13 protein-coding genes are annotated in these 21,615 nt (G+C 69.4%); all 13 read left to right on the plus strand.

Annotated elements, in window-relative coordinates; genetic code table 11:
- The first annotated feature begins 29 nt into the window (after positions 1–29).
- The 13 genes from glf to RT2_RS09165 all read left to right on the plus strand — a co-directional run bounded on the left by glf (position 30) and on the right by RT2_RS09165 (position 21,588).
- Positions 30–1,250, plus strand: coding sequence for a UDP-galactopyranose mutase (gene glf / locus RT2_RS09105; RefSeq protein ID WP_072844473.1), 1,221 nt, complete (start codon positions 30–32; stop codon positions 1,248–1,250).
- Entirely contained in the window at positions 1,247–3,169 is a 1,923-nt protein-coding gene (locus RT2_RS09110; protein ID WP_072844474.1) for a glycosyltransferase, read from the plus strand. The genes glf and RT2_RS09110 overlap by 4 nt, the downstream gene beginning before the upstream one ends.
- Positions 3,147–3,680 (plus strand): phosphatase PAP2 family protein, encoded by a 534-nt coding sequence (locus RT2_RS09115; RefSeq protein WP_174556688.1) that lies wholly within the window; start codon positions 3,147–3,149, stop codon positions 3,678–3,680. The genes RT2_RS09110 and RT2_RS09115 overlap by 23 nt, the downstream gene beginning before the upstream one ends.
- Entirely contained in the window at positions 3,677–4,582 is a 906-nt protein-coding gene (locus tag RT2_RS09120; protein WP_072844476.1) for a decaprenyl-phosphate phosphoribosyltransferase, read from the plus strand. The genes RT2_RS09115 and RT2_RS09120 overlap by 4 nt, the downstream gene beginning before the upstream one ends.
- On the plus strand, positions 4,560–6,500 hold the full coding sequence (locus RT2_RS09125; protein WP_072844477.1) for an arabinofuranosyltransferase AftB family protein: 1,941 nt from the start codon (positions 4,560–4,562) through the stop codon (positions 6,498–6,500). The genes RT2_RS09120 and RT2_RS09125 overlap by 23 nt, the downstream gene beginning before the upstream one ends.
- A gap of 267 nt (positions 6,501–6,767) precedes the next feature.
- Complete coding sequence (locus RT2_RS09130) at positions 6,768–7,766, plus strand: alpha/beta hydrolase (protein ID WP_072844478.1); 999 nt, start codon at positions 6,768–6,770, stop codon at positions 7,764–7,766.
- Positions 7,767–8,041: 275 nt separating this feature from the next.
- Complete coding sequence (locus RT2_RS09135; protein ID WP_217635564.1) at positions 8,042–10,177, plus strand: alpha/beta hydrolase-fold protein; 2,136 nt, start codon at positions 8,042–8,044, stop codon at positions 10,175–10,177.
- A gap of 132 nt (positions 10,178–10,309) precedes the next feature.
- Positions 10,310–10,855 (plus strand): DUF732 domain-containing protein, encoded by a 546-nt coding sequence (locus tag RT2_RS09140; RefSeq protein ID WP_072844479.1) that lies wholly within the window; start codon positions 10,310–10,312, stop codon positions 10,853–10,855.
- A 6-nt stretch (positions 10,856–10,861) separates the two neighbouring features.
- On the plus strand, positions 10,862–11,842 hold the full coding sequence (locus tag RT2_RS09145) for a cutinase family protein (protein ID WP_083577225.1): 981 nt from the start codon (positions 10,862–10,864) through the stop codon (positions 11,840–11,842).
- A 99-nt stretch (positions 11,843–11,941) separates the two neighbouring features.
- Positions 11,942–12,934: an LLM class F420-dependent oxidoreductase gene (locus RT2_RS09150; protein ID WP_072844480.1), complete on the plus strand. Its 993-nt coding sequence runs from the start codon at positions 11,942–11,944 to the stop codon at positions 12,932–12,934.
- Between the two features lie 188 nt (positions 12,935–13,122).
- On the plus strand, positions 13,123–15,012 hold the full coding sequence (gene fadD32 / locus RT2_RS09155) for a long-chain-fatty-acid--AMP ligase FadD32 (protein WP_072844481.1): 1,890 nt from the start codon (positions 13,123–13,125) through the stop codon (positions 15,010–15,012).
- A 51-nt stretch (positions 15,013–15,063) separates the two neighbouring features.
- The gene (pks13, locus tag RT2_RS09160) at positions 15,064–20,046 is read left to right on the plus strand and encodes a polyketide synthase Pks13 (RefSeq protein ID WP_072844482.1); all 4,983 of its coding nucleotides are present in this window, start codon (positions 15,064–15,066) and stop codon (positions 20,044–20,046) included.
- Positions 20,047–21,588, plus strand: a complete 1,542-nt coding sequence (locus RT2_RS09165) for an acyl-CoA carboxylase subunit beta (RefSeq protein ID WP_072844483.1) — start codon at positions 20,047–20,049, stop codon at positions 21,586–21,588.
- The last annotated feature ends 27 nt before the right edge of the window (positions 21,589–21,615 follow it).

A 21,615-nucleotide genomic window follows, 5' to 3' on the forward strand; every position in this document is an offset into this window, starting at 1 on the left:
GACAGCCCTGTCGGATACCCTGGTTCGCCGTGACCTCTGTTACCGAGAACTCCGTGACCTCCGGCCCGTACGACCTGATCATCGTAGGTTCAGGATTCTTCGGACTGACGATCGCCGAGCGGGCCGCGACCCAGCTCGGCAAGCGGGTGTTGGTCCTCGACCGCCGCAACCACCTCGGCGGCAACGCCTACTCGGCACCCGAGCCGGAAACCGGCATCGAGGTGCACCAGTACGGCGCGCACCTGTTCCACACTTCGAACCAGCGGGTCTGGGACTACGTCACCCAGTTCACCGAGTTCACGGGCTACCAGCACCGGGTCTTCGCGATGCACAAGGGGCAGTCGTACCAGTTCCCGATGGGCCTGGGCCTGGTCTCGCAGTTCTTCGGCCGGTACTTCACCCCCGACGAGGCGCGCAAGCTGATCGCGGAGCAGTCCAGCGAGATCGACAGCAAGGACGCGACCAACCTCGAGGAGAAGGCGATCTCCCTGATCGGGCGCCCGCTCTACGAGGCGTTCGTCCGTGACTACACCGCCAAGCAGTGGCAGACGGACCCGAAGAACCTGCCGGCCGGGAACATCAGCCGGCTGCCGGTCCGCTACACCTTCGACAACCGCTACTTCAACGACACCTACGAGGGCCTGCCGGTCGACGGCTACACCGCGTGGCTCGAGAAGATGGTCACCGACGAGCGCATCGAGGTCCGGCTCGACACCGACTGGTTCGACGTGCGGGACGAGCTGCGCGCCGTCAGCCCCGACGCCCCGGTCGTCTACACCGGCCCGCTGGACCGCTACTTCGACTACGCCGACGGCGAGCTCGGCTGGCGCACCCTCGACTTCGAGACCGAGGTGCTGCCGACCGGCGACTTCCAGGGCACCCCGGTGATGAACTACAACGACGCGGACGTGCCGTACACCCGCATCCACGAGTTCCGGCACTTCCACCCCGAGCGGGAGTACCCGGCGGACAAGACCGTCATCATGCGTGAGTTCTCCCGGTTCGCCGAGTCCACGGACGAGCCGTACTACCCGATCAACACCCCCGAGGACCGGCAGAAGCTCGAGGCGTACCGCGCCCGCGCCAAGCAGGAGACCGCGGAGCAGAAGGTGCTCTTCGGTGGGCGTCTGGGCACCTACCAGTACCTGGACATGCACATGGCCATCGCCAGCGCCCTGAGCATGTTCGACAACACCCTGCGCCCGCACCTCGAGACCGGTGCGCCCCTCGCCAACGGGACCGCCGAATGAGCGCGCGGCACCTGATCGAGGCGGACGCGGCCGCCGACGACCACGTCGAACTGCGCGGCAAGGCGCTGCTGCAGCGGGTGCTGCTGCCGCGACCGGGCGAGCCGCTCGACGTGCGCACCCTGTACCTCGAGGAGTCGAGCACCAATTCCGCTCGCGCCCACGCCCTCTCGCGAACCGCGCTGTCGATCGGTGCCGAGTCCGAGGTGTCGTTCTGCACCTACTTCAACGCCTTCCCGGCCAGCTACTGGCGGCGCTGGAGCATCCTGGACTCCGTGGTGCTGCGGCTCGAGCTCAGCGGGCACTGCCGGGTGGACGTGTACCGCTCCAAGGCCGACTCCTCGCGAATCCACGTGGAGGGCAAGGAGTTCGAGGACGGGGACACCGCCCTGGAGTTCGAGGTCGAGTTGGCGCCGTTCGAGGACGGCGGCTGGATCTGGTTCGACATCACCAGTGACACCGCGGTGACGGTGGAGAGCGCCGGCTGGTTCGCCCCGGTCGAGGCGCCCGGCGAGGCCAGCGTCGCGCTGGGCATCCCGACCTTCAACCGCCCCACGGACTGCGTCAAGGCCCTGACGGCACTGGGCTCCGACCCGCTGGTGCTGGACGTGCTGAAGGCGGTCATCGTGCCCGACCAGGGCACCCGCAAGGCCCGCGACGAGCCGGGCTTCGCGGCCGCGGCGGAGGTGCTGGGCGATCGCCTCGCGATGCACGACCAGGCCAACCTCGGTGGCTCCGGCGGCTACAGCCGGATCATGTACGAGGCCCTGAAGACCACTGACTGCCAGCACATCCTGTTCATGGACGACGACATCGAGATCGAGCCGGACTCGATCCTGCGCGCCCTGGCGATGTCCCGGTTCGCGAAGTCGCCGATGCTGGTCGGCGGGCAGATGCTCAACCTGCAGGAGCGCAGTCACCTGCACACGATGGGCGAGGTGATCAACCGCGGTAACTTCATGTGGTCCGCGGCGCCCAACGTCGAGTACGACCACGACTTCTCCAAGTATCCGCTCAGCGACCGGGAGAACTCGAAGCTGCTGCACCGGCGCATCGACGTCGACTTCAACGGCTGGTGGATGTGCATGATCCCGCGCGTCGTCGCGGAGGAGATCGGCCAGCCGCTGCCGCTGTTCATCAAGTGGGACGACGCCGAGTACGGGCTTCGCGCCCGGGCGGCCGGCTACCCGACGGTGACCATGCCGGGCGCGGCGATCTGGCACATGGCGTGGTCCGACAAGGACGACGCCATCGACTGGCAGGCCTACTTCCACCTGCGCAACCGCCTGGTGGTGGCGTCGCTGTACATGCCGGGCAACGGCCGGGGCCTGGTGCTCGACACCGTCAAGGCCACGGTCAAGCACCTGCTCTGCCTCGAGTACTCCACCGTCGCCATCCAGAACCGCGCGATCGCGGACTTCCTCGGCGGCCCGGAGCGCATCTTCGAGCTGCTGCCCACCGCGCTCGGCGAAGTCCGCGCGATGCGTGAGGAGTTCCCCGACGCAGTGGTGGTGCCGTCCTCGACCAGCCTGCCGCTGCCGTCCGGCGCCGGTGTCGGCGCGGTGGGCGAACCCCACGGCCCGCTCGCGAAGCTCGTCCGGCTCGGCAAGGGCCTGGTGCACAACCTGAAGCCCGCCGTCGACGAGCACCACGAGCGCCCGCAGCTGAACGTCCCGACGCTCGACGCTCGCTGGTTCCTGCTCTCGCAGGTCGACGGCGTCACCGTGACCACCGCCGACGGTCGCGGCGTCGTCTACCGCAAGCGCGACCCGCGCCAGGCCTGGGCGCTGCTCAAGGAGGCCCTGCGGCTGCGCCGCGAGCTGGCCGCCCGGTTCCCGGAGCTCAAGGCCGAGTACGCGGCCGCGGTGCCGGCGCTGACCAGCAAGGAGAGGTGGGAAAGTGTCTTCCAGTACAAGGCCTGAGTCGGCGGCCGAGGTGCGGGTGCTCAACGCGGTGCAGGGCACGGTCGGTGCCCGGCCCGGCGTGATCGCCGCCGCCCGTGGCATGTCCCACTTCGGTGAGCACGCGCTCGGCTGGGTCGCGATCGCCGGTGTCGGCGCCGTCGTCGACCCCCGTCGTCGCCGCCAGTGGGCCGGTGTCGCGGTCGGCGCGGTCGGCGCGCACGCGGCGTCCATCGTGATCAAGCGTGTCGTCCGCCGGGCCCGCCCGAACGACCCCTCGGTGCAGGTCAACGTGTCGACGCCGAGCAAGCTGAGCTTTCCGTCGTCGCACGCGACGTCGACGACGGCCGCCGCGGTACTCCTCGGTCGTCTGACCGGTCTACCCTTGCCCGCGGTGCTGGTGCCTCCGATGCTGCTCTCGCGGCTCGTTCTCGGCGTGCACTACCCGACCGATGTGCTCGCCGGATCCGCCCTGGGCGCAGCCTCGGCCGCAGTGGTTCTGCGTGCCGAAAAGAAGTTTGGAGAGAAATGAGCGAGGAGCCGTCCGAGGTCGCCGGGCCCCCCAAGACGTTGCTGGGAGGGATCGTCAAGGCGGTCCGCCCCCGGCAGTGGGTCAAGAACGTCCTGGTGCTGGCCGCGCCGCTGGCGGCCGGGTCCGTCACCGAGGTCGACGTGCTCGTGCCGGTGGCGTTGGCGTTCGTCGTGTTCTGCATGGCGGCGTCCGGCATCTACCTCGTCAACGACGCGATGGACGTGGAGGCGGACCGGGCGCACCCGACCAAGCGCTTCCGCCCGATCGCCGCCGGCGTGCTGCCGGTCAACCTCGCCTACGCGATGGCCGTCGTGCTGCTGGTCGGCGCGATCGGCATCTCGTTCCTGGCGAACTGGCAGCTCGCGCTGGTGATGGGCGTCTACATCGCCATCCAGCTCGCGTACTGCTTCGGCCTCAAGCACCAGGCCGTGCTCGACATCTGCATCGTGTCCTCGGGCTTCCTGCTGCGCGCGATCGCCGGTGGTGTGGCCGCCGAGATCCCGCTCTCGCAGTGGTTCCTGCTGATCATGGCCTTCGGCTCGCTGTTCATGGCGGCGGGCAAGCGCTACGCGGAACTGCAGTTGGCCGAGCGCACCGGCGCCAAGATCCGTAAGTCCCTCGAGTACTACACCGGCACCTACCTGCGTTTCGTGTGGACGCTGTCCGCAACGGCCGTGGTGATCTGCTACGGACTGTGGGCCTTCGAGCGGGACCAGGCGAACGGCACCAACTGGTTCGCGATCTCGATGATCCCGTTCACCATCGCGATCCTGCGCTACGCCGTGGACGTCGACGGCGGCGAGGCCGGCGAGCCGGAGGAGATCGCGCTGGGCGACCGGGTGCTGCAGTTCCTCGCGCTGGCCTGGATCGGAGCGGTGGGTGTCGCTGTCTACCTCGCCTGACACCGCACGTTCCGCGGGGTCCGCGGCGGCCGGCCACCCCGCCGACCAGCCGCTGCCGAGGTCTCTGACCCGGTGGGTGTACCTGGGCGGGGTCGCGCTGACCGCTGCCCTCTTCTTCTGGGGCGCCTGGCAGCGTCGGTGGATCGCCGACGACGGCCTGATCGTGCTGCGGACGGTGCGGAACCTGCTGGCGGGCAACGGGCCGGTGTTCAACGCCGGCGAGCGGGTGGAGGCCAACACCAGCACCGTGTGGACGTACCTGGTCTACGCCTTCGGTTGGTTGACCGAGATCCGGCTCGAGTACGTGGTGCTCACGCTGGCCCTGGTCCTCTCCGGTGCCGCGATCGCGTTGGGCATGCTGGGCGCCGGTTCTCTCTGGAACAACCGGGCCGGGGCACTGGGCCGGTCCACCCTGCTGCTGCCCGCCGGTGCCCTCGCCTACATCGCGGTCCCGCCCGCCCGTGACTTCGCCACCTCCGGGCTCGAGACCTGCCTGGTCATCTTCTGGATCTCGCTGGTGTGGCTGCTGCTGGTGCAGTGGTCGCAGCGGGAGCCGACCACCGTTCGGGTGCTGGTGCTCGCCTTCGTCGCCGGGCTGGGGCCACTGGTCCGCCCCGAGATGGTGATCGTGGCCGGTCTGGCCCTGCTGATGATCTTCCTCACACCGGGCAGCTGGCAGCGGCGCGCCTCGATCGTCGCGGTCGCCGGCGCACTGCCGGTCGGCTACCAGATCTGGCGGATGGGCTACTACGCCCTGCCCTACCCCAACACCGCCGTCTCCAAGGACGCGGGCGGCGCCAAGTGGTCGCAGGGCTTCGCCTACCTGTGGAACCTCGTGGGCCCGTACTGGTTGTGGCTGCCGCTGCTGGTGGTCGGCGGCTACGTCGGCTGGGTGCTGCTCGGCCGCAAGGTTTCGCCCGCAGACAGTGAGGACAAAGCGTCGGCAGGCCCGACGGGCGTCCGTGTCCCGCTGACTCAGCGGCTGCACACGCCCACCGCCGTGGTTGCCCTCATGCTGGGTGCCGGCCTGTTGCTGGCTGTCTACTCGGTGCGCGTCGGCGGCGACTTCATGCACGGCCGGGTCCTGCTGCCCGCGCTCTTCTGCCTGATCCTGCCGATCGCGGTCCTGCCGGTTCGGGTACCCGCCCGCGGGCAGTGGGGCAGGACCCCGGCGACCGCCTTGTTCGCGGCCGGGTCGCTGGCCTGGCTCGCGACGGTCGTGTGGGCGATCTCGGTGTCCACTGTGACCGGCATGCCGAACGGCACCGTCGTCGGCAAGTCCGGCATCGTCGACGAGCGCGCCTTCTACATACTCAACACCGGTCACGAGCACCCGATCCGGTCCGAGGACTACCTCGACTACCCGCGGATGCGCGCGATGGTCGAGGCGATCGCGAACACCCCGGACGGTGGGGTGCTGCTGCCGGCCGCCGCGTACACCTACTGGGACGTGGTGCCGCCGCCGGCGCCGATCCCGGAGGGTGGCGTCGGCCACGTTGTCTACTTCCTGAACCTGGGCATGACGAGCATGAACGTCGGCCTCGACGTCCGGGTGCTGGACCAGATGGGGCTGGCGTACCCGCTGGCCGCCCACACCGAGCGCCTCGACGACGGCCGGATCGGTCACGACAAGGCCCTCTACCCGGACTGGGTGATCGCGGACACCGGGATGGTGGACGTGCATCCCTGGCTGCCCTGGTACCTCGACGAGGACTGGGTGCGGCAGGCGAAGGTCGCGCTGACCTGTCCGGAAACCGAGGAGCTGCTGCAGTCGTCCCGGGGCGAGTTGACCCGGCCACTGTTCGTCCGGAACCTGAAGAAGGCCTTCGACTATGCGGGGTACAGATTCGACCGCGTCCCGGAGTACGAGATCGAGCGGTGTGGGCTCACGCCACCGCCGCCGGTAGAGCCCAGGTAGAGGTGATCGTGCACGGCGAATTTATCTCGTTTGTGTAACGATGGGTCCTCGTGGGCCGATGAAATGAGAGTGTGCAACGCGGTCACAGACAGCCACAGCGGCTCTGTTGTCAGAGTCGGTTCGGTGACATACAGTCCACCGAGCGCAGTGTGACCTTGAGCAGTACCACTGCCGTTTTCACATGTGTGGGGACGGAATGACGTGGCCGACGCCGATCGCCGTGCCGCCGCTGGCGGGCACCGCAGTAAAAGAAAGAGAGCAATATTCATGCGTATAGGCAGACCGAGGTTCTCTGAACGCCTCAAGCGACGCGTTCTCGGCCTGTCGGCCGCGGCGCTCGTCCTGCCCCTAGCCGCTGGTATTGCGGGTACCGCTGTCGCAGGCGCCGCACCGATCACGCACCGCGCCCCTTCGGGCGGATTCGAAGAGGTGATGGTCCCGTCCTCGATGGGCCCCATCAAGGTCCAGATCCAGTGGGCGGCCCGCGGTGGCGACGCTGCGCTGTACCTGCTCGACGGTCTGCGCGCCCGCGACGACCGCAACGCCTGGACGTTCGAGACCAACGCGCTCGACCAGTACCGGAACGACAACATCACCCTGGTGATGCCGGTCGGCGGCCAGTCCAGCTTCTACACCGACTGGATGGCGCCGTCGAACTTCAACGGCCAGGAGGTCACCTACAAGTGGGAGACCTTCCTCACGAAGGAACTGCCGGACTACCTCGCCACGCGCGGCGTCTCGCGGACCAACAACGGCGTGCTCGGCCTGTCGATGGGTGGCTCCGCCGCCCTGACCCTGGCCGCATACCACCGCGACCAGTTCAAGTTCGCGGGCTCGCTCTCGGGCTACCTGAACATCTCGGCGCCGGGCATGCGTGAGGCCATCCGCGTCGCGATGCTCGACGCCGGCCGCTTCAACGTGGACTCCATGTGGGGCCCGCCGTGGAGCAAGTCGTGGCTGCGCAACGACCCGTTCGTCTTCGCGCCGAAGCTCAAGGACCTGTCGATGTACGTGTCCTCGGCCAGCGGCCTGCCCGGTCAGTACGACCACCCGAGCAAGGCGATCGACTACTACAACACCGCCAACGGCATGGCGCTCGAGGCGCTGGCGCTGGCGAACAGCCGGGCTTTCCAGGTCCGCCTGGCCACCCTCGGGATCCCGGCGACGTACAGCTTCCCGTCCAACGGAACCCACTCGTGGCCGTACTGGTCCGCCGAGCTGTTCAAGGCCCGGGGCCAGATCCTGGACGCCCTGAACGCCCGGTGACCGGGTTCGTCCCAGCACTGTGACTTGATGATGCCGCCTCACCCGACCTACCGGCCGTGTGGGGCGGCATTGTCGTTTTCCGGAAGCTGAACCGAAGTAACAATTGCACCACCGGTCACAGCGAGTCACCCGGCTCGGCCGTTCGCCGACGTGTAGAAAGAATCACGAGCGGCTGGCGTCCACGTGTGGCGTTGCCCGGGCCGGGGGTTGACCGAGATCCGAGTGTCGAGCCGATGAGCAGTGTGGCCGAAGAGCAGAAAGTGAGTCACCGTCAGATGCGACCAGCACTGAGGAAGCCGGGCTTCGGGCCCGAGGGGACGGCGTCTGGCAGGACTCGTCGCGGACGCGCCCTGGGGCTGCTCGCGGCCGTGTTGGTGCTGCCGACCGCCGCCGGGCTCACCACCGTGGCAAACGCGGCCCCCGCCGACACCACCACGACGACCACGACTTCCGCGGCGCCGACCACCACGGACTCCGACGACGAGGTCCTGGCCCCGGTCGACAAGACGACGGTCGCCGAGACGACCAAGCCGAAGGCCACCACCGCGCCGAAGGCCACGACCACGGCGAAGGTCACCACCACCACGGCGGCGCCGACGACCACGACCACCACGACCGAGGCGCCGACCACGACCACGGAGGCCCCAGCCCCACCGCCGCGTGCCGCGACAGCCCGGTCCGCCCCGGCCCCGAACCAGTCGATCCCCGGGGTCTCCAAGGTGCAGTGGATCACTGACCGCCGGGTGGCCCTGTGGGTCGACTCCCCGGCGATGGGCTCGCCCTTCCAGGTGCAGGTGCTGCTCGCGCGTGACTGGAATGCCAAGCCCGACGCGACCTTCCCGGCGCTGTACATGCTCGACGGCCTGCGCGCGCGGGACGACGAGAGCGGCTGGACCATCGAGACGGACGCCGCGAGCTTCTTCGCGGACAAGAACGTCAACGTGATCCTGCCCGTCGGCGGCGAGTCCAGCTTCTACGCCGACTGGCTGGCGCCGGACAAGGGCAAGTTCTACCAGCTCGAGACGTTCCTGACGAAGGAGCTCCCGCCGGTCCTGGAGAACAGCCTGCGGACCACGGACACCCGTGGCGTGATCGGCCTGTCCATGGGCGGCACCTCCGCCATGTCGCTCACCGCACGCAACCCCGGCTTCTTCAAGTTCGCCGGGTCCTTCTCCGGCTACCTGAGCACCACCTCGCTGGGCATGCCGCAGGCGCTGAGGTACGCGATGGACAACGCGGGTGGTTACAACGTCGACAAGATGTGGGGCGCGCCGAGCAACCCGGCCTGGGCCGCGCACGACCCGTACGTGAACGCGGACAAGCTCAAGGGCGTGAGTCTCTACATCTCCAGCGGCAGCGGCATGACCGGTCCCTACGACCAGCCGTCGGGCATCCCCGGGGTCTCCACCAACTACGCGGGCATGGGCCTCGAGATCCTGTCGCGGCTCACCTCGCAGAACTTCGCGACCAAGCTGAACAAGCTCGGCATCCCGGCGCAGGTGAACTACCGTCCGTCCGGAACCCACTCGTGGCCGTACTGGCAGTTCGAGATGCACCAGGCGTGGCCGCAGGTGGCCAACACGCTCGGTGTCCCGGTGGACGCCCCGGCGTGCGCGCCCGGCGGCGCCATCGCGCCCGTCGCGAACGCCAACCCGTGGCTCGGTGGCTGTGTCACCGGCGAGTACGGCGTGCCCGGCGGCGTCGCGCAGGACTTCCGCAACGGCCGGATCTTCTTCTCCGGCGGCACCGGCGCCCAGGTGGTGGCCGGCATGATCGGCGGCGCCTACCAGGCCATAGGCGGCCCCGGCGGTCCGCTCGGTATGCCCACCACCAGCGAGACCGGCACCCCGGACGGCCGCGGCCGGTACAACCACTTCCAGGCCGGCTCGATCTACTGGACCCCGCAGACCGGTGCACACGCGGTCCGCGGCGCCATCAGGGACGAGTGGGCCAAGCAGGGCTGGGAGGGCGGTCCGCTCCGGTACCCGTCGGCCGACGAGATCAACACCCCCGGCAAGGACGGCGCGGTGCAGGGCTTCGAGATCGGGGCCATGTACTGGAGCCCGGCCAACGGCGCCAACGCCGTGCAGGGCCTGATCATGGAGAAGTACGGCTCGATGGGCTACGAGAACAGCTGGCTCGGCTTCCCCAAGACCAGTGAGATCCCCGTCAAGGACTTCGGCCGCTTCAACGCGTTCGACGGCGGCAACATCTACTGGTCGCCGCTCAGCGGTGCCTGGTCGGTCAGGAACGGGCCGGTCTTCGACGCCTGGAAGAGCCAGGGCTACGAGAACGGTCGACTCGGCTTCCCGATCGGTGACGCGCGCGACATCCCCGGCGGGGTCCAGCAGGACTTCCAGGGCGGCAGCATCACCACGGCCGGCGACCGGGGCGACCTCCACTTCCGCTAGATCACCAGGCAGCGGGTCGGGACCGGCGTTCGTCTCCGGTCCCGACCCGCTGTTGTCGGTACGCTCGATTCCGATTCGCACGGCAGCCGAACGCGGCGGCCACCACCCCGACCCCGAGGACTGACACAGACAATGCTCGATTCCACGCGTAAGCCCCTGGCGCGGGCCCTGGCCCTCGGCGCGATGCTGGCGGTCTCCGTCGGCGTGCTCGCGGGCTGCGGCAGCGACGACTCGACGGCGAGCAGCACCCCCACCCTGACGACCGCCCAGTCGCCCGGGTCGGCGACGGTGCCGCCGCTCAAGACCGACATCGAGGTGCCGCCGTACACGCCGCCCGCAGTCGCCGCGACCGCGCCGCCGGAGACTCCGGAGCCGGTGCCCAGCGGCTTCCCCGGTCCCACGGAGGCCCCCGCGGTCGACGAGCGGGGTCAGGAGTTCCTCGACGCGCTCAAGGCCGGCGGCGTGACGCCCGCCGAGGGCGGCGACATCGCCATCTCGACCGCGAACTACATCTGCTCGGCGCAGGCCGCCAACCGGCCGGCCGACGAGGTCACCGCGTACGTGACCGGCATGGCGGGCGTCGAGGCCGGGATGACCGGCGCGACCGTGACGCCGGAGGAGGCGGCGAAGGCTGCCGGGGTCTACATCGCCGCCGCGACCAAGACGTACTGCAAGTAGTCGACGATGGGCGCCGCGAGGAAGAGCCGGAAGTCGGCCGGGAGCCGGATGCTGCGACTGCTGGTCGTGGTCATCGTGGGGCTCCTGGTCGCCCTCGCGGCGCTGGTGGCCTGGTACCTGCTGGCCGGCCGGGTTCCGTCGCCGCCGCCCGGACCGCCGGCGCCGCCGGAACGGCCCAGCGCGCAGCCGGCGTCCTGTCCCGACGTGCAGGTGGTGTCGATCCCCGGCACCTGGGAGTCCAGCTCCGTGGACGACCCGTTCAACCCGACGGCCAACCCGGCCTCGCTGATGCTCAACGTCACCCGCCCGCTGGAGGCCGAGTTCCCCGGTCAGCGCGCGCAGGTCTACACGGTTCCGTACGTGGCGCAGTTCTCGAACCCGGTGGCGCTGCCGCCGGACGGCCAGATCTCGTACAACAAGAGCCGCGGCGAGGGCACGGCGAAGGCCTCCGAGGTGATGGCGTCGATGCACGCCGAGTGCCCGCTGACCAGCTTCGTGCTGATGGGGTTCTCGCAGGGTGCGGTCATCGCAGGTGACCTCGCGGCGAGTATCGGGGCCGGTAACGGCCCGGTCCCGCAGGACCTGGTGCTGGGCGTCGGGGTGATCGCCGACGGCAGGCGCGACCCGGCGGCCGCCCCGACGATCGGCCCGCCGGTGGCCGGTGTCGGCGCGGAGCTCTCGTTGGCGGGGCTGAAGGTGCCGGGCATCACCATGACCGGCCCCCGGCCCGGCGGATTCGGTGCGCTGGCCGACCGGGTGGTGCAGATTTGTGCGCCCACCGACGGCATCTGCGACGCCCCGCCGAACGCGTTCAAGCCGGGCAACATGCTCGCGAGCCTGGCTCGGATCGGGGAGTACGTGAACAATCCCGTCCACGCCCTCTACAACACCTTCGTGGTGGATCAAAGCGGCACCACGGCCACGGTCTGGATGACAGACTGGGCCGCCGACAAGGTGCGATCCGCGCCGACCCCCGCGCACGATTAGCGACCGGGGGACACGGACCCGATAGAGTGACCAGTCGGCCACCTGCCACGGCCAGGCCTGGCCCCCGCCGTTCTGCCCAGTCTTCAGGAGAAGTGATCGATGAGTTCCGCCGACGCCGCTGCGCCGCGCAAGTTCCGGTTCGCCGCGGGCGGTGAGGGCAACGCCGAGGAGGGCGGGGCCCGCCGATTCGTCAAGCTGGCGCAGAAGGCCGAGGAACTCGGCTACGACAGCTTCATGATTCCCGACCACCTGGGCAACCAGGTCGGGCCGATTGCCGCGCTCGGCGCGCTCGCCGTCGCCACGGACAAGATCCGCATCGGAACCGCGGTGCTCGCAAACGGTTTCCGTCACCCCGCCGTCCTGGCCAAGGACGCCGCGACCATCGACGTGCTCTCTGGTGGACGGCTGGAACTGGGCATCGGCGCGGGCTGGATGAAGGAAGAGTTCGACAAGGGCGGCATCGCCTACGACAGCCCCGGCGTGCGCATCGCCAAGCTGGAGGAGACGCTGCAGATCCTGGACACCCTGCTGCGTGGTCAGGAGTGCAACTTCCAGGGCAAGTACTTCCAGATCAACGGGCTCAAGGGCAGCCCGCGGCCGCGTCAGGGCCCGCGCCCGCCGATCGTGGTCGGCGGCGGCGGCCCGAAGATGCTCGCGTTGGCGGCCAAGTACGCCGACATCATCTCGGTGGCCGCCCCGAGCAACAAGGAAGGCAAGATGCTGCTGTCCGGCATCACCATGGAGGCCACCGCCGCCCGGGTGGACAAGATCCGGGAGGCGGCCGGCGACCGGTTCGACGACATCGAGCTGAACTGGACGATCACCACCATCGTGCCGACCGACGATCGGGAGGCGATGGCGGAGATGGCGCTGGCCGCCCTGGACAACGGCTACCCGCCGAACATCGAGGTCGACGTGAGGCTCACCGTCGAGGACATCCTGAATTCGCCGTACCTGGCATTCGGCAGTTACGAGGAAATTGCCGACCAGATTCGCGCGGTTCGCGCCCGTACCTCGATGTCTTACGTCGGCATCTTCCCGACGCAGATGGAAGCCTTCGCGCCAGTTATCGCCGAGCTCAAGGGCGAGTGAGCAGATTCGCCCTCGCACCGCGCGGTGTCTGTAACATGCTGTTGGTTTGGACTACGAACCGATTCGTTACCGTTACGAGATATGCGAAACAACCAGTAGAGACGATTGCACGATCCCCCCGCGGCCCGTGGGGATGAGCCTGTCGGGACCACGTCGCACCGAGGGCTTGCCTTGGAGGAGAAGAAGGTATGAACCAGCAATTCGATGACTACATCGACGAAGACGGTCAGATCAGGATGATGCCTGGCAGTACCCTCGTCGACCACGTCGAACGGCACACCCGGGAAAACTCGGACGAGCTGGCATACCGCTACATCGACTACTCCCGCGAGCGCGACGGTGAGGTCCAGGAGCTCACCTGGGATCAGTTCGGCCACCGTCTCCGCGCGGTCGCGGCCCGTCTGCAGCAGGTCACCGAGCCCGGTCAGCGAGTGGCCATCCTGGCCCCGCAGGGCCTCGACTACGTCGTCTCCTTCTTCGCTGCCATGCACGCGGGCACTATCGCGGTGCCGCTGTTCGACCCGGACGAGCCCGGTCACGGAGACCGTCTCTACGCCGTCCTCGGCGACTGCAAGCCGTCGGCGATCCTCACCGCGACCCAGTCGGCCGCGGGCGTGCGCCAGCTGTTCCGTCACCTGCCCGCGGCGGAACGGCCGCGGATCATCGCCGTCGACGCGATCCCGGACACCGTCGGCGAGACCTGGGTCTACCCGGAGATCGACCTCGACGACATCGCCTACCTGCAGTACACCTCGGGCTCGACCCGGGTGCCCGCGGGCGTGGAGATCACCCACCGCGCGGTGGGCACCAACGCGCTGCAGATGGTCGACGCCATCGAACTGACCACCGACTCCCGCGGCGTCACCTGGCTGCCGCTGTTCCACGACATGGGGCTGCTCACGGTGATCCTGCCGGCGCTGGGCGGCAAGTACATCACCATCATGAGCCCGCGCGCCTTCGTGGCGCGTCCCTACCGCTGGATCAAGGAACTCGCCGCCATCACCGACGGCGCGGGCACCTTCGCCGCGGCACCGAACTTCGCGTTCGAGCACGCCGCCGCCCGCGGCCTGCCCAAGGACGGCGAGAGCCTCGACCTGAGCAACGTCATCGGCCTGATCAACGGCAGCGAGCCGGTGACCACCTCGTCGATGCGCAAGTTCAACGACGCGTTCGGTCCGTACGGACTGCCCAAGACCGCGATCAAGCCGTCCTACGGCATGGCCGAGGCGACGCTGTTCGTCTCCTCCACCAAGCACAGCGACGAGGCCAAGGTCATCTACGTCGACCGCGACGAGCTGAACCGCGGTCGCATGGTGAAGGTCGACGCCGGCGCCCCGGGTGCCATCGCCCAGGTGTCCTGCGGCTACGTCGCGCGCAGCCAGTGGGCCGCGATCGTCGACGCCGAGACCGGCGGCGAACTGCCCGACGATCACGTCGGCGAGATCTGGCTGCACGGCAAGAACATGGGCAAGGGCTACTGGGGCCGTCCCGAGGAGACCGAGCAGACCTTCCACAACCGGCTCTCCTCCACGCTCGACGGGGGCAGCCACGCCGCCGGCGCGCCCGACGACGCGACCTGGATGCGCACCGGCGACTACGGCGTCTACGTCGACGGCGAGCTGTACATCACCGGTCGCGTCAAGGACCTGGTGATCGTCGACGGCCGGAACCACTACCCGCAGGACCTCGAGGCGACGGCCCAGGAGGCCAGCACCGCGCTGCGCCCCGGCTTCGTCGCGGCGTTCGCGGTTCCCGCCAACCAGCTCCCCAAGGAGGTGTTCGAGGCCGGCGCCGGCGGACTCACCTTCGACGAGGACGACGCGTCCGAGCAGCTGGTGCTCGTCGCGGAGCGGGCACCGGGCGCCGGCAAGGCGGAGCAGGGCCCGATCGCGGACGCGGTCCGGGCCGCGATCTCCACCCGCCACGGCGTCACGGCGCGCGACATCCTGCTGGTGCCCGCGGGGTCGATCCCGCGTACCTCCAGCGGCAAGATCGCACGGCGGGCCTGCAAGGCCGCGTACATCGAGGGCACCCTGCGCGGCGGATACACGCAGACAGCCTTCCCCGACAGCGTGTGACTTCCAGTTCCTTCCCGACGGGTAGCGTGATGAGTGATGGCTGAAACAGAGATGACAGTCGCGCAGCTGCGCGAATGGCTACGGAACTGGGTGGCCGAGGCCACCGGGCAACCGGTGAGTCAGATCTCCGACGATCGTCCGATGGAGGAGTTCGGGCTGTCGTCCCGCGACGCCGTCGCGCTGTCCGGCGAGATCGAGGAGCTGGTCGGCATCACGCTGGCCGCCACCGTCGTCTACCAGCACCCGACCATCGCCTCGCTGGCCACCCTGATCGTCGAGGGTGAGCCGGAGGTCGCGGACGTCGCCGAGGATGCTTCGTACTACGCGATCAAGGACACCTCGCAGTCGCACGACATCGCGATCGTCGGCATGTCCACGCGGTTCCCCGGGACCGGACAGACACCCGACGAGATGTGGCAGCTGCTCATCGAGGGCCGGGATGCCGTCACCGAACTGCCCGAGGGCCGCTGGAACGAGTTCGCCGCGGACCCGATGGTCGCGGACGCCATCGCGAAGGCCAACACCAAGGGCGGCTACCTCGACGACGTGAAGGGCTTCGACGCGGAGTTCTTCGCGCTGTCGCCGCTCGAGGTCAAGAACGTCGACCCGCAGCAGCGCCTGGCGATGGAGCTGACCTGGGAGGCGCTCGAGCACGCCCGGATCCCGGCCAGCGGGCTCAAGGGCGAGCAGGTCGGCGTGTTCATCGGCAGCTCCGCGAACGACTACCAGCTGCTCGCTGTCAGCGACCCGGTGCACGCGCACCCGTACGCGCTGACCGGCACCTCGACCGCGATCGTCGCGAACCGCGTCTCCTACTTCTTCGACTTCCGCGGCCCGTCCGTGGCGCTGGACACCGCGTGCTCGTCGTCGCTGGTGGCGGTGCACCAGGCGGTGCAGTCGCTGCGCTCCGGCGAGTCCGACCTGGCCCTGGCCGGCGGAGTCAACATGCTGGTCGCGCCCGCCGCGAGCCTCGGTTTCAACGAGATCGGGATGTTCGCCGCGGACGGCAAGATCAAGGCGTTCTCCTCCGACGCGAACGGCATCGTGCGCGCCGAGGGCGGCGGCCTGGTCGTGCTCAAGCGGCTCGAGGACGCCGAACGCGACGGCGACACGGTGCTCGCGGTGATCGCGGGCAGCGCGGTCAACCAGGACGGCCGCTCCAACGGCATGCTCGCCCCGAACCCCGACGCGCAGGCCGCCGTGCTGCGGCAGGCGTACCGGGACGCCGGCATCGCCCCGTCCGGCGTCGACTACATCGAGGCGCACGGCACCGGCACCATCCTCGGCGACCCGATCGAGGCGGACGCCCTCGGTCGCGTGGTCGGCCGGGGTCGCGACGCCGACAAGCCGGCGCTGCTCGGTTCCGCGAAGACGAACTTCGGCCACCTCGAGGCCGCGGCGGGCGCCGCCGGCCTGATCAAGGTCGTACTGGCGATGCGCGAGGACAAGCTCCCCGCCTCCCTGAACTATGCGGGACCCAACCCGTACATCGACTTCGACAAGGCGCACCTCCAGGTGATCCCCGAGGCCACCGACTGGCCGCGGTACACCGGCCACGCCGTCGCGGGCGTCTCCGGCTTCGGCTTCGGCGGCACCAACGCGCACGTGGTGGTTCGCGAGTACGAGGCGGCTGCGCCGCCGATGAGCACTCCTGGTGGCCAGGACGACCAGAACGACGCGCAGGCGACGGAGTCGCTCGACGTCGTGGCCGAGGCCGCCGGCGTGCTCGCCGACGCCGCCGAGTCGATGGGCATCGAGCCCGTCGCCGCCGAGTCGGTCGACGCGGAGCCGATGCCGGTGCTGCTCGCCGTCTCCGCCGCGCTGCCCTCGCGCCGCCGTCGGGCCGCCGCGGACCTGGCCGACTGGCTCGAGACCGAGGAAGGCAGCACCACCGAGCTCGCCGACCTGGGCCGCGCGCTGGCCCGCCGCAACCACGGCCGTTCGCGCGCCGTCGTGCTGGCCTGCACCCGCGCCGAGGCCATCACCGGCCTGCGGGCCGTCGCCGCGGGCAAGCCCGGTCAGGGCGTGTTCTCCGCGGACGCGCCCGCCACCAACGGTCCGGTCTGGGTGTTCTCGGGCTTCGGCTCGCAGCACCGCAAGATGGCCAAGCAGCTCTACCTGAACAACGCCGTGTTCCGGAAGGCGGTCGACGAGGTCGACGAGCTGATCGAGTACGAGGCCGGCTACAAGATGGCCGAGAAGTTCCTCGACGACTCGGTCGACTACGACGTCGAGACTTCGCAGGTCGGCATCTTCACCATCCAGATCGGGCTGGCCGCGGTGCTCCGCCACCACGGTGCCGACGCGGATGCCGCAGTCGGGCACTCGATGGGTGAGGCCGCCGCGGCGTACGTCACCGGCGGGCTCGCGCTCGAGGACGCGGTCCGCGTCATCACCGCCCGGTCGCGGCTGATGGGCGAGGGCGAGTCGGTGCTCTCCGGCGACGACATCCGCCTCATGGCGCTCGTCGAGTACAGCGCCGCCGAGATCGAGTCCGTCCTCGGCGACTTCCCGCATCTCGAGGTCTGCGTGTACGCGGCCCCGACGCACACTGTGATCGGCGGACCGCAGCCCGAGGTGGAGGCCATCGTGGCCCGCGCCGAGGCGGAGCAGAAGCTCGGCCGGATCCTGCAGACCAAGGGCGCCAGCCATACCTCGCAGGTGGACCCGATCCTCGGCGAGCTGGCCGCGGAGCTGGCCGGCATCGAGCCGCACAAGCTGACGGCCGGGCTGTACTCCTCGGTGGACAAGGAGACCTTCTACCGCGCGGGTCACGACCCGGTGCACCAGGTCGAGTACTGGACCAAGGGCATGCGCCACAGCGTGTACTTCACCAACGCGGTGCGGATGGCGGTCGACGCCGGGCACACCACGTTCGTGGAGCTGGCACCGAACCCGGCCACGCTGATGTCGGTGGCGGCGACCGCGTTCGACGCGGGTCTGCACGACGCGCAGCTGATCCCGACCCTCAAGCGCAAGGAGGACGAGCAGCTGGGCGTCCTCACCGCGCTGGCGCAGCTCTACGTGCACGGCCACAAGGTGGACCTGCCGTCGCTGTTCGAGGCCGGCGCCTTCGCCAACCCGCCGCGGACCGCGTTCCTGCGCAAGGAGCACTGGCTCGACATCCGGATCGGTGCGTCCGGCAGCGGTCGCCCGCCCGGCGCGCACGTGGCGCTGCCCGACGGCCGGCACGTCTGGGAGGTCGCGGCGGACGCCGTCACCGACCTGAACGAGCTGGTCACCGCGGCCGCGGCGCAGGTGCTCGCGGACGTCACGCTGACGGCCGCCGTCACGCACGGCGAGCTGCCGGCGTCCGGAACCCTGACCACCACGCTGAATCGGCACCCAGGCGGTGCGTCGCTGCAGGTGCACGGCAAGCAGGGTGCGGATTTCGCGCTGCTGCTCGACGCCGTCGTCACCTCCGGCGAGGCGCTGCCCGAGCTCGTGGTCGCCGCGCCGGCCGAGCGGTCCAGCTCGCCGATGGAGGAGCTGCCCGCCGTCGAGGAGTCGTTCGGGGACCGTTGGGACCCGGAGAGCGGCCAGAGGCTCGAGGACCGGTTGGCGCTGATCGTCGCCGAGTCCATGGGGTATTCGCCCGAGGACCTGCCCGCGGAGATCCCGCTGATCGAGCTGGGCCTGGACTCGCTGATGGCGGTGCGGATCAAGAACCGCGTCGAGTACGAGTTCGACATCCCGCAGCTGCAGCTGCAGGCGGTGCGCGACGCGAACCTGCGCGAGGTGGAGAAGTACCTGCGCTACGCGATCGAGAACCGTGAGGAGGTCGCGGCGCTCGCCGAGCAGCAGCGTCGCGACAAGGAGGCCGAGGCCGAGGCCGAGCTCGCCGCCGCCTCCACCGCTCTCGATTCCGCGCTGGCGGACGAGACCACCAGCCCCGTCGCCGAGGCCGAGGAGATCGTCGCCGAGGCGGAGCAGGACGAGTCGGACGGGGAGATCAACGTCCCGCCGCGCGATGCCGCCGAGCGCCTGACGTTCGCCACCTGGGCGGTGGTGACCGGCAAGTCCGCCAAGGGCATCTTCAACATCCTCCCGGTGCTGGACGACGACACCGCGGAGAAGCTGGCCGCGAGACTGACCGAGCGGGCCGGCGGCGAGGTGAGCTTCGACGACGTCCTCGACTCCGAGACCGTCGAGCAGCTCGCCGAGAAGGTGCGCGAGCACCTCGAGGACGGCGTCAAGATCGAGGGGCTGGTGCGAACCCTGCGCGAGCGCCCCGAAGGTTCCACTGCCGTACCGGTCTTCGTGTTCCACCCGGCCGGCGGGTCCACCGTCGCCTACGAGCCGTTGCTCAGGCGACTGCCCGCGGGCACCCCGATGTACGGCTTCGAGCGCACCGAGGGCTCGATCGAGGTGCGGGCGGCGGAGTACCTGCCGCTGATCAAGGAGATCCAGGGCGACGGCCCGTACGTGCTGTACGGCTGGTCGCTCGGCGGCGTCCTGTCCTACGCGGTCGGCAAGATGCTGCGCGAGGAGGGCAAGGACGTCCGGATCATCGGCCTGATCGACACGGTCATGGCGGGCGAGGAGGTCGAGGAGACCCCCGAGGAGATCCGCAAGCGCTGGCAGCGGTACGCCGCGTTCGCGAAGAAGACGTACAACGTCGACGCCCCGCTGCCGTACGACAAGCTGGCCGCCGCCGAATCCGACGAGGAGCAGATCCAGCTCCTCATGGAGCTGCTGAAGATGAGCGGCGCGAAGATCCCGGGCGGGATCATCAAGCACCAGCGCACCTCGTGGCTGGACAACCGGGCACTTCAGACGGCGAAGCCTGACAAGTACGACGGGGACGTGGTGCTGTACCTGGCGGACCGGTACCACGACGACGCGATCGCGCTCGAGCCTGCGTTCGGGACGCGTGCACCCGACGGAGGCTGGGGGAAGGTCGCCTCGAATCTGGAGATCATCCACGTCGGCGGCGATCACATCCAGATCGTCGACGAGCCGTACATTGCCAAGGTGGGGGCTGACCTGACCAAGAAGCTGGCCCTGATCGAGGCCGAGAACCGGAGCAACTGAGTGACCACCACCGCAGACAAGCTGGCGGAACTTCGCGAGAAGCTGGAGCTGTCGAAGGCCCCGGGCAACCCGAAGGCCATCGCGCGGCGCGCGGAGAAGGGCCTGCCCACTCCGCGCGAACGCATCGACATGCTGCTCGACCCGGGCAGCTTCGTCGAGGTCGGCCAGCTCGCCCGGATGGCGGGCGATCCCGCCAACCCGTACGGCGACGGCGTCGTCACCGGGCACGGCACCGTCGAGGGCCGGCCCGTCGCGGTGTTCGCGCACGACCAGACCGTCTTCGGCGGCGCGGCCGGCGAGATCTTCGGCCGCAAGGTCTCCGCGATCCTCGACTTCGCAATGAAGATCGGCTGCCCCGTCGTCGGCATCAACGAGTCCGCCGGCGCCCGCGTCCAGGACGCCGTCGCGTCGGTGGCCTGGTACGCGGAGATGGGCCGGCGTCACGAGCCGCTGTCCGGGCTGTGCCCGCAGATCTCGATCATTCTCGGCAAGTGCGCCGGTGGAGCCGTCTACGCGCCGATCAACACGGACGTCGTGATCGCGACCGAAGAGTCGTACATGTTTGTCACCGGTCCGGACGTCATCAAGTCCGTGACCGGCGAGGACGTCAGCCTCGATGATCTGGGCGGCGCCCGCAAGCAGGCCGAGTACGGCAACGTGCACCACGTCGCGCCGGACGAGAAGGCAGCGTTCGAGTACGCGCGCAAGTACCTGAGCTTCATGCCGTCCAGCTGCACCGAGCAGCCCCCGATCGTCAACCCCGGTCTCGAGCCGGAGATCACCGAAGACGACCTCTCGCTCGACACGTTCATGCCGGACGCCGACAACTCCGGCTACGACATGCACGACGTGCTGCTGAAGATCTTCGACGATGGCGACTTCCACGAGGTCCGCAGCCAGACCGCGCAGAACATCATCACCGGCTTCGCTCGGGTCGACGGCCGTCCGGTGGGCGTGGTCGCGAACCAGCCGATGCACCTCTCCGGCGCGCTGGACGCGGCGGCGTCGGACAAGGCCGCGCACTTCGTGCAGGTCTGCGACGCGTACAACATCCCGCTGGTGCTGGTCGTGGACACTCCGGGCTTCCTGCCGGGCGTCGAGCAGGAGAAGATCGGCGTCATCAAGCGCGGTGGCCGGTTCCTGTTCGCCTACGTCTCGGCGACCGTGCCGAAGGTGACCGTCGTGGTCCGCAAGTCCTACGGCGGCGGCTACGCGGTGATGGGTTCCAAGCAGCTCGGCGCCGACGTGAACTTCGCCTGGCCGACCGCCCGTATCGCGGTGATGGGCGCGGAGAGCGCGGTCGCGGTGATCGGCCGCAGGCAGATCGAGGCGGCCGGCGAGAACGCCCCCGCCGTCCGACGGGAGCTGATCAACTTCTACAACGAGCACGTCGCGACCCCGTACGTCGCGGCCGAGCGCGGCTACATCGACGCGGTGATCGACCCGTCGACCACCCGCCTCGAGATCCGCAAGGCGCTGACGCTGCTGCGCGGCAAGACGGTCGCCAAGAACCCGCGGAAGCATGCGCTGATCCCGTTCTGACCGTCCCGCCCGTTCTCCTCCCCAATG

Origin of the sequence: Rhodococcus tukisamuensis NBRC 100609 (assembly GCF_001894985.1) — a bacterium.
In the GTDB taxonomy this organism is placed as follows: domain Bacteria; phylum Actinomycetota; class Actinomycetes; order Mycobacteriales; family Mycobacteriaceae; genus Rhodococcus_G; species Rhodococcus_G tukisamuensis.

What these genes read in the sequence shown, in the direction of transcription:
- RT2_RS09140 (WP_072844479.1), top strand. Translation starts at nt 10,310, where the DNA reads ATGCTCGATTCCACGCGTAAGCCCCTGGCGCGGGCCCTGGCCCTCGGC.
- RT2_RS09135 (WP_217635564.1), top strand. Translation starts at nt 8,042, where the DNA reads ATGCGACCAGCACTGAGGAAGCCGGGCTTCGGGCCCGAGGGGACGGCG.
- RT2_RS09150 (WP_072844480.1), top strand. Translation starts at nt 11,942, where the DNA reads ATGAGTTCCGCCGACGCCGCTGCGCCGCGCAAGTTCCGGTTCGCCGCG.
- RT2_RS09145 (WP_083577225.1), top strand. Translation starts at nt 10,862, where the DNA reads ATGGGCGCCGCGAGGAAGAGCCGGAAGTCGGCCGGGAGCCGGATGCTG.
- RT2_RS09130 (WP_072844478.1), top strand. Translation starts at nt 6,768, where the DNA reads ATGCGTATAGGCAGACCGAGGTTCTCTGAACGCCTCAAGCGACGCGTT.
- RT2_RS09120 (WP_072844476.1), top strand. Translation starts at nt 3,677, where the DNA reads ATGAGCGAGGAGCCGTCCGAGGTCGCCGGGCCCCCCAAGACGTTGCTG.
- pks13 (WP_072844482.1), top strand. Translation starts at nt 15,064, where the DNA reads ATGACAGTCGCGCAGCTGCGCGAATGGCTACGGAACTGGGTGGCCGAG.
- RT2_RS09110 (WP_072844474.1), top strand. Translation starts at nt 1,247, where the DNA reads ATGAGCGCGCGGCACCTGATCGAGGCGGACGCGGCCGCCGACGACCAC.
- fadD32 (WP_072844481.1), top strand. Translation starts at nt 13,123, where the DNA reads ATGAACCAGCAATTCGATGACTACATCGACGAAGACGGTCAGATCAGG.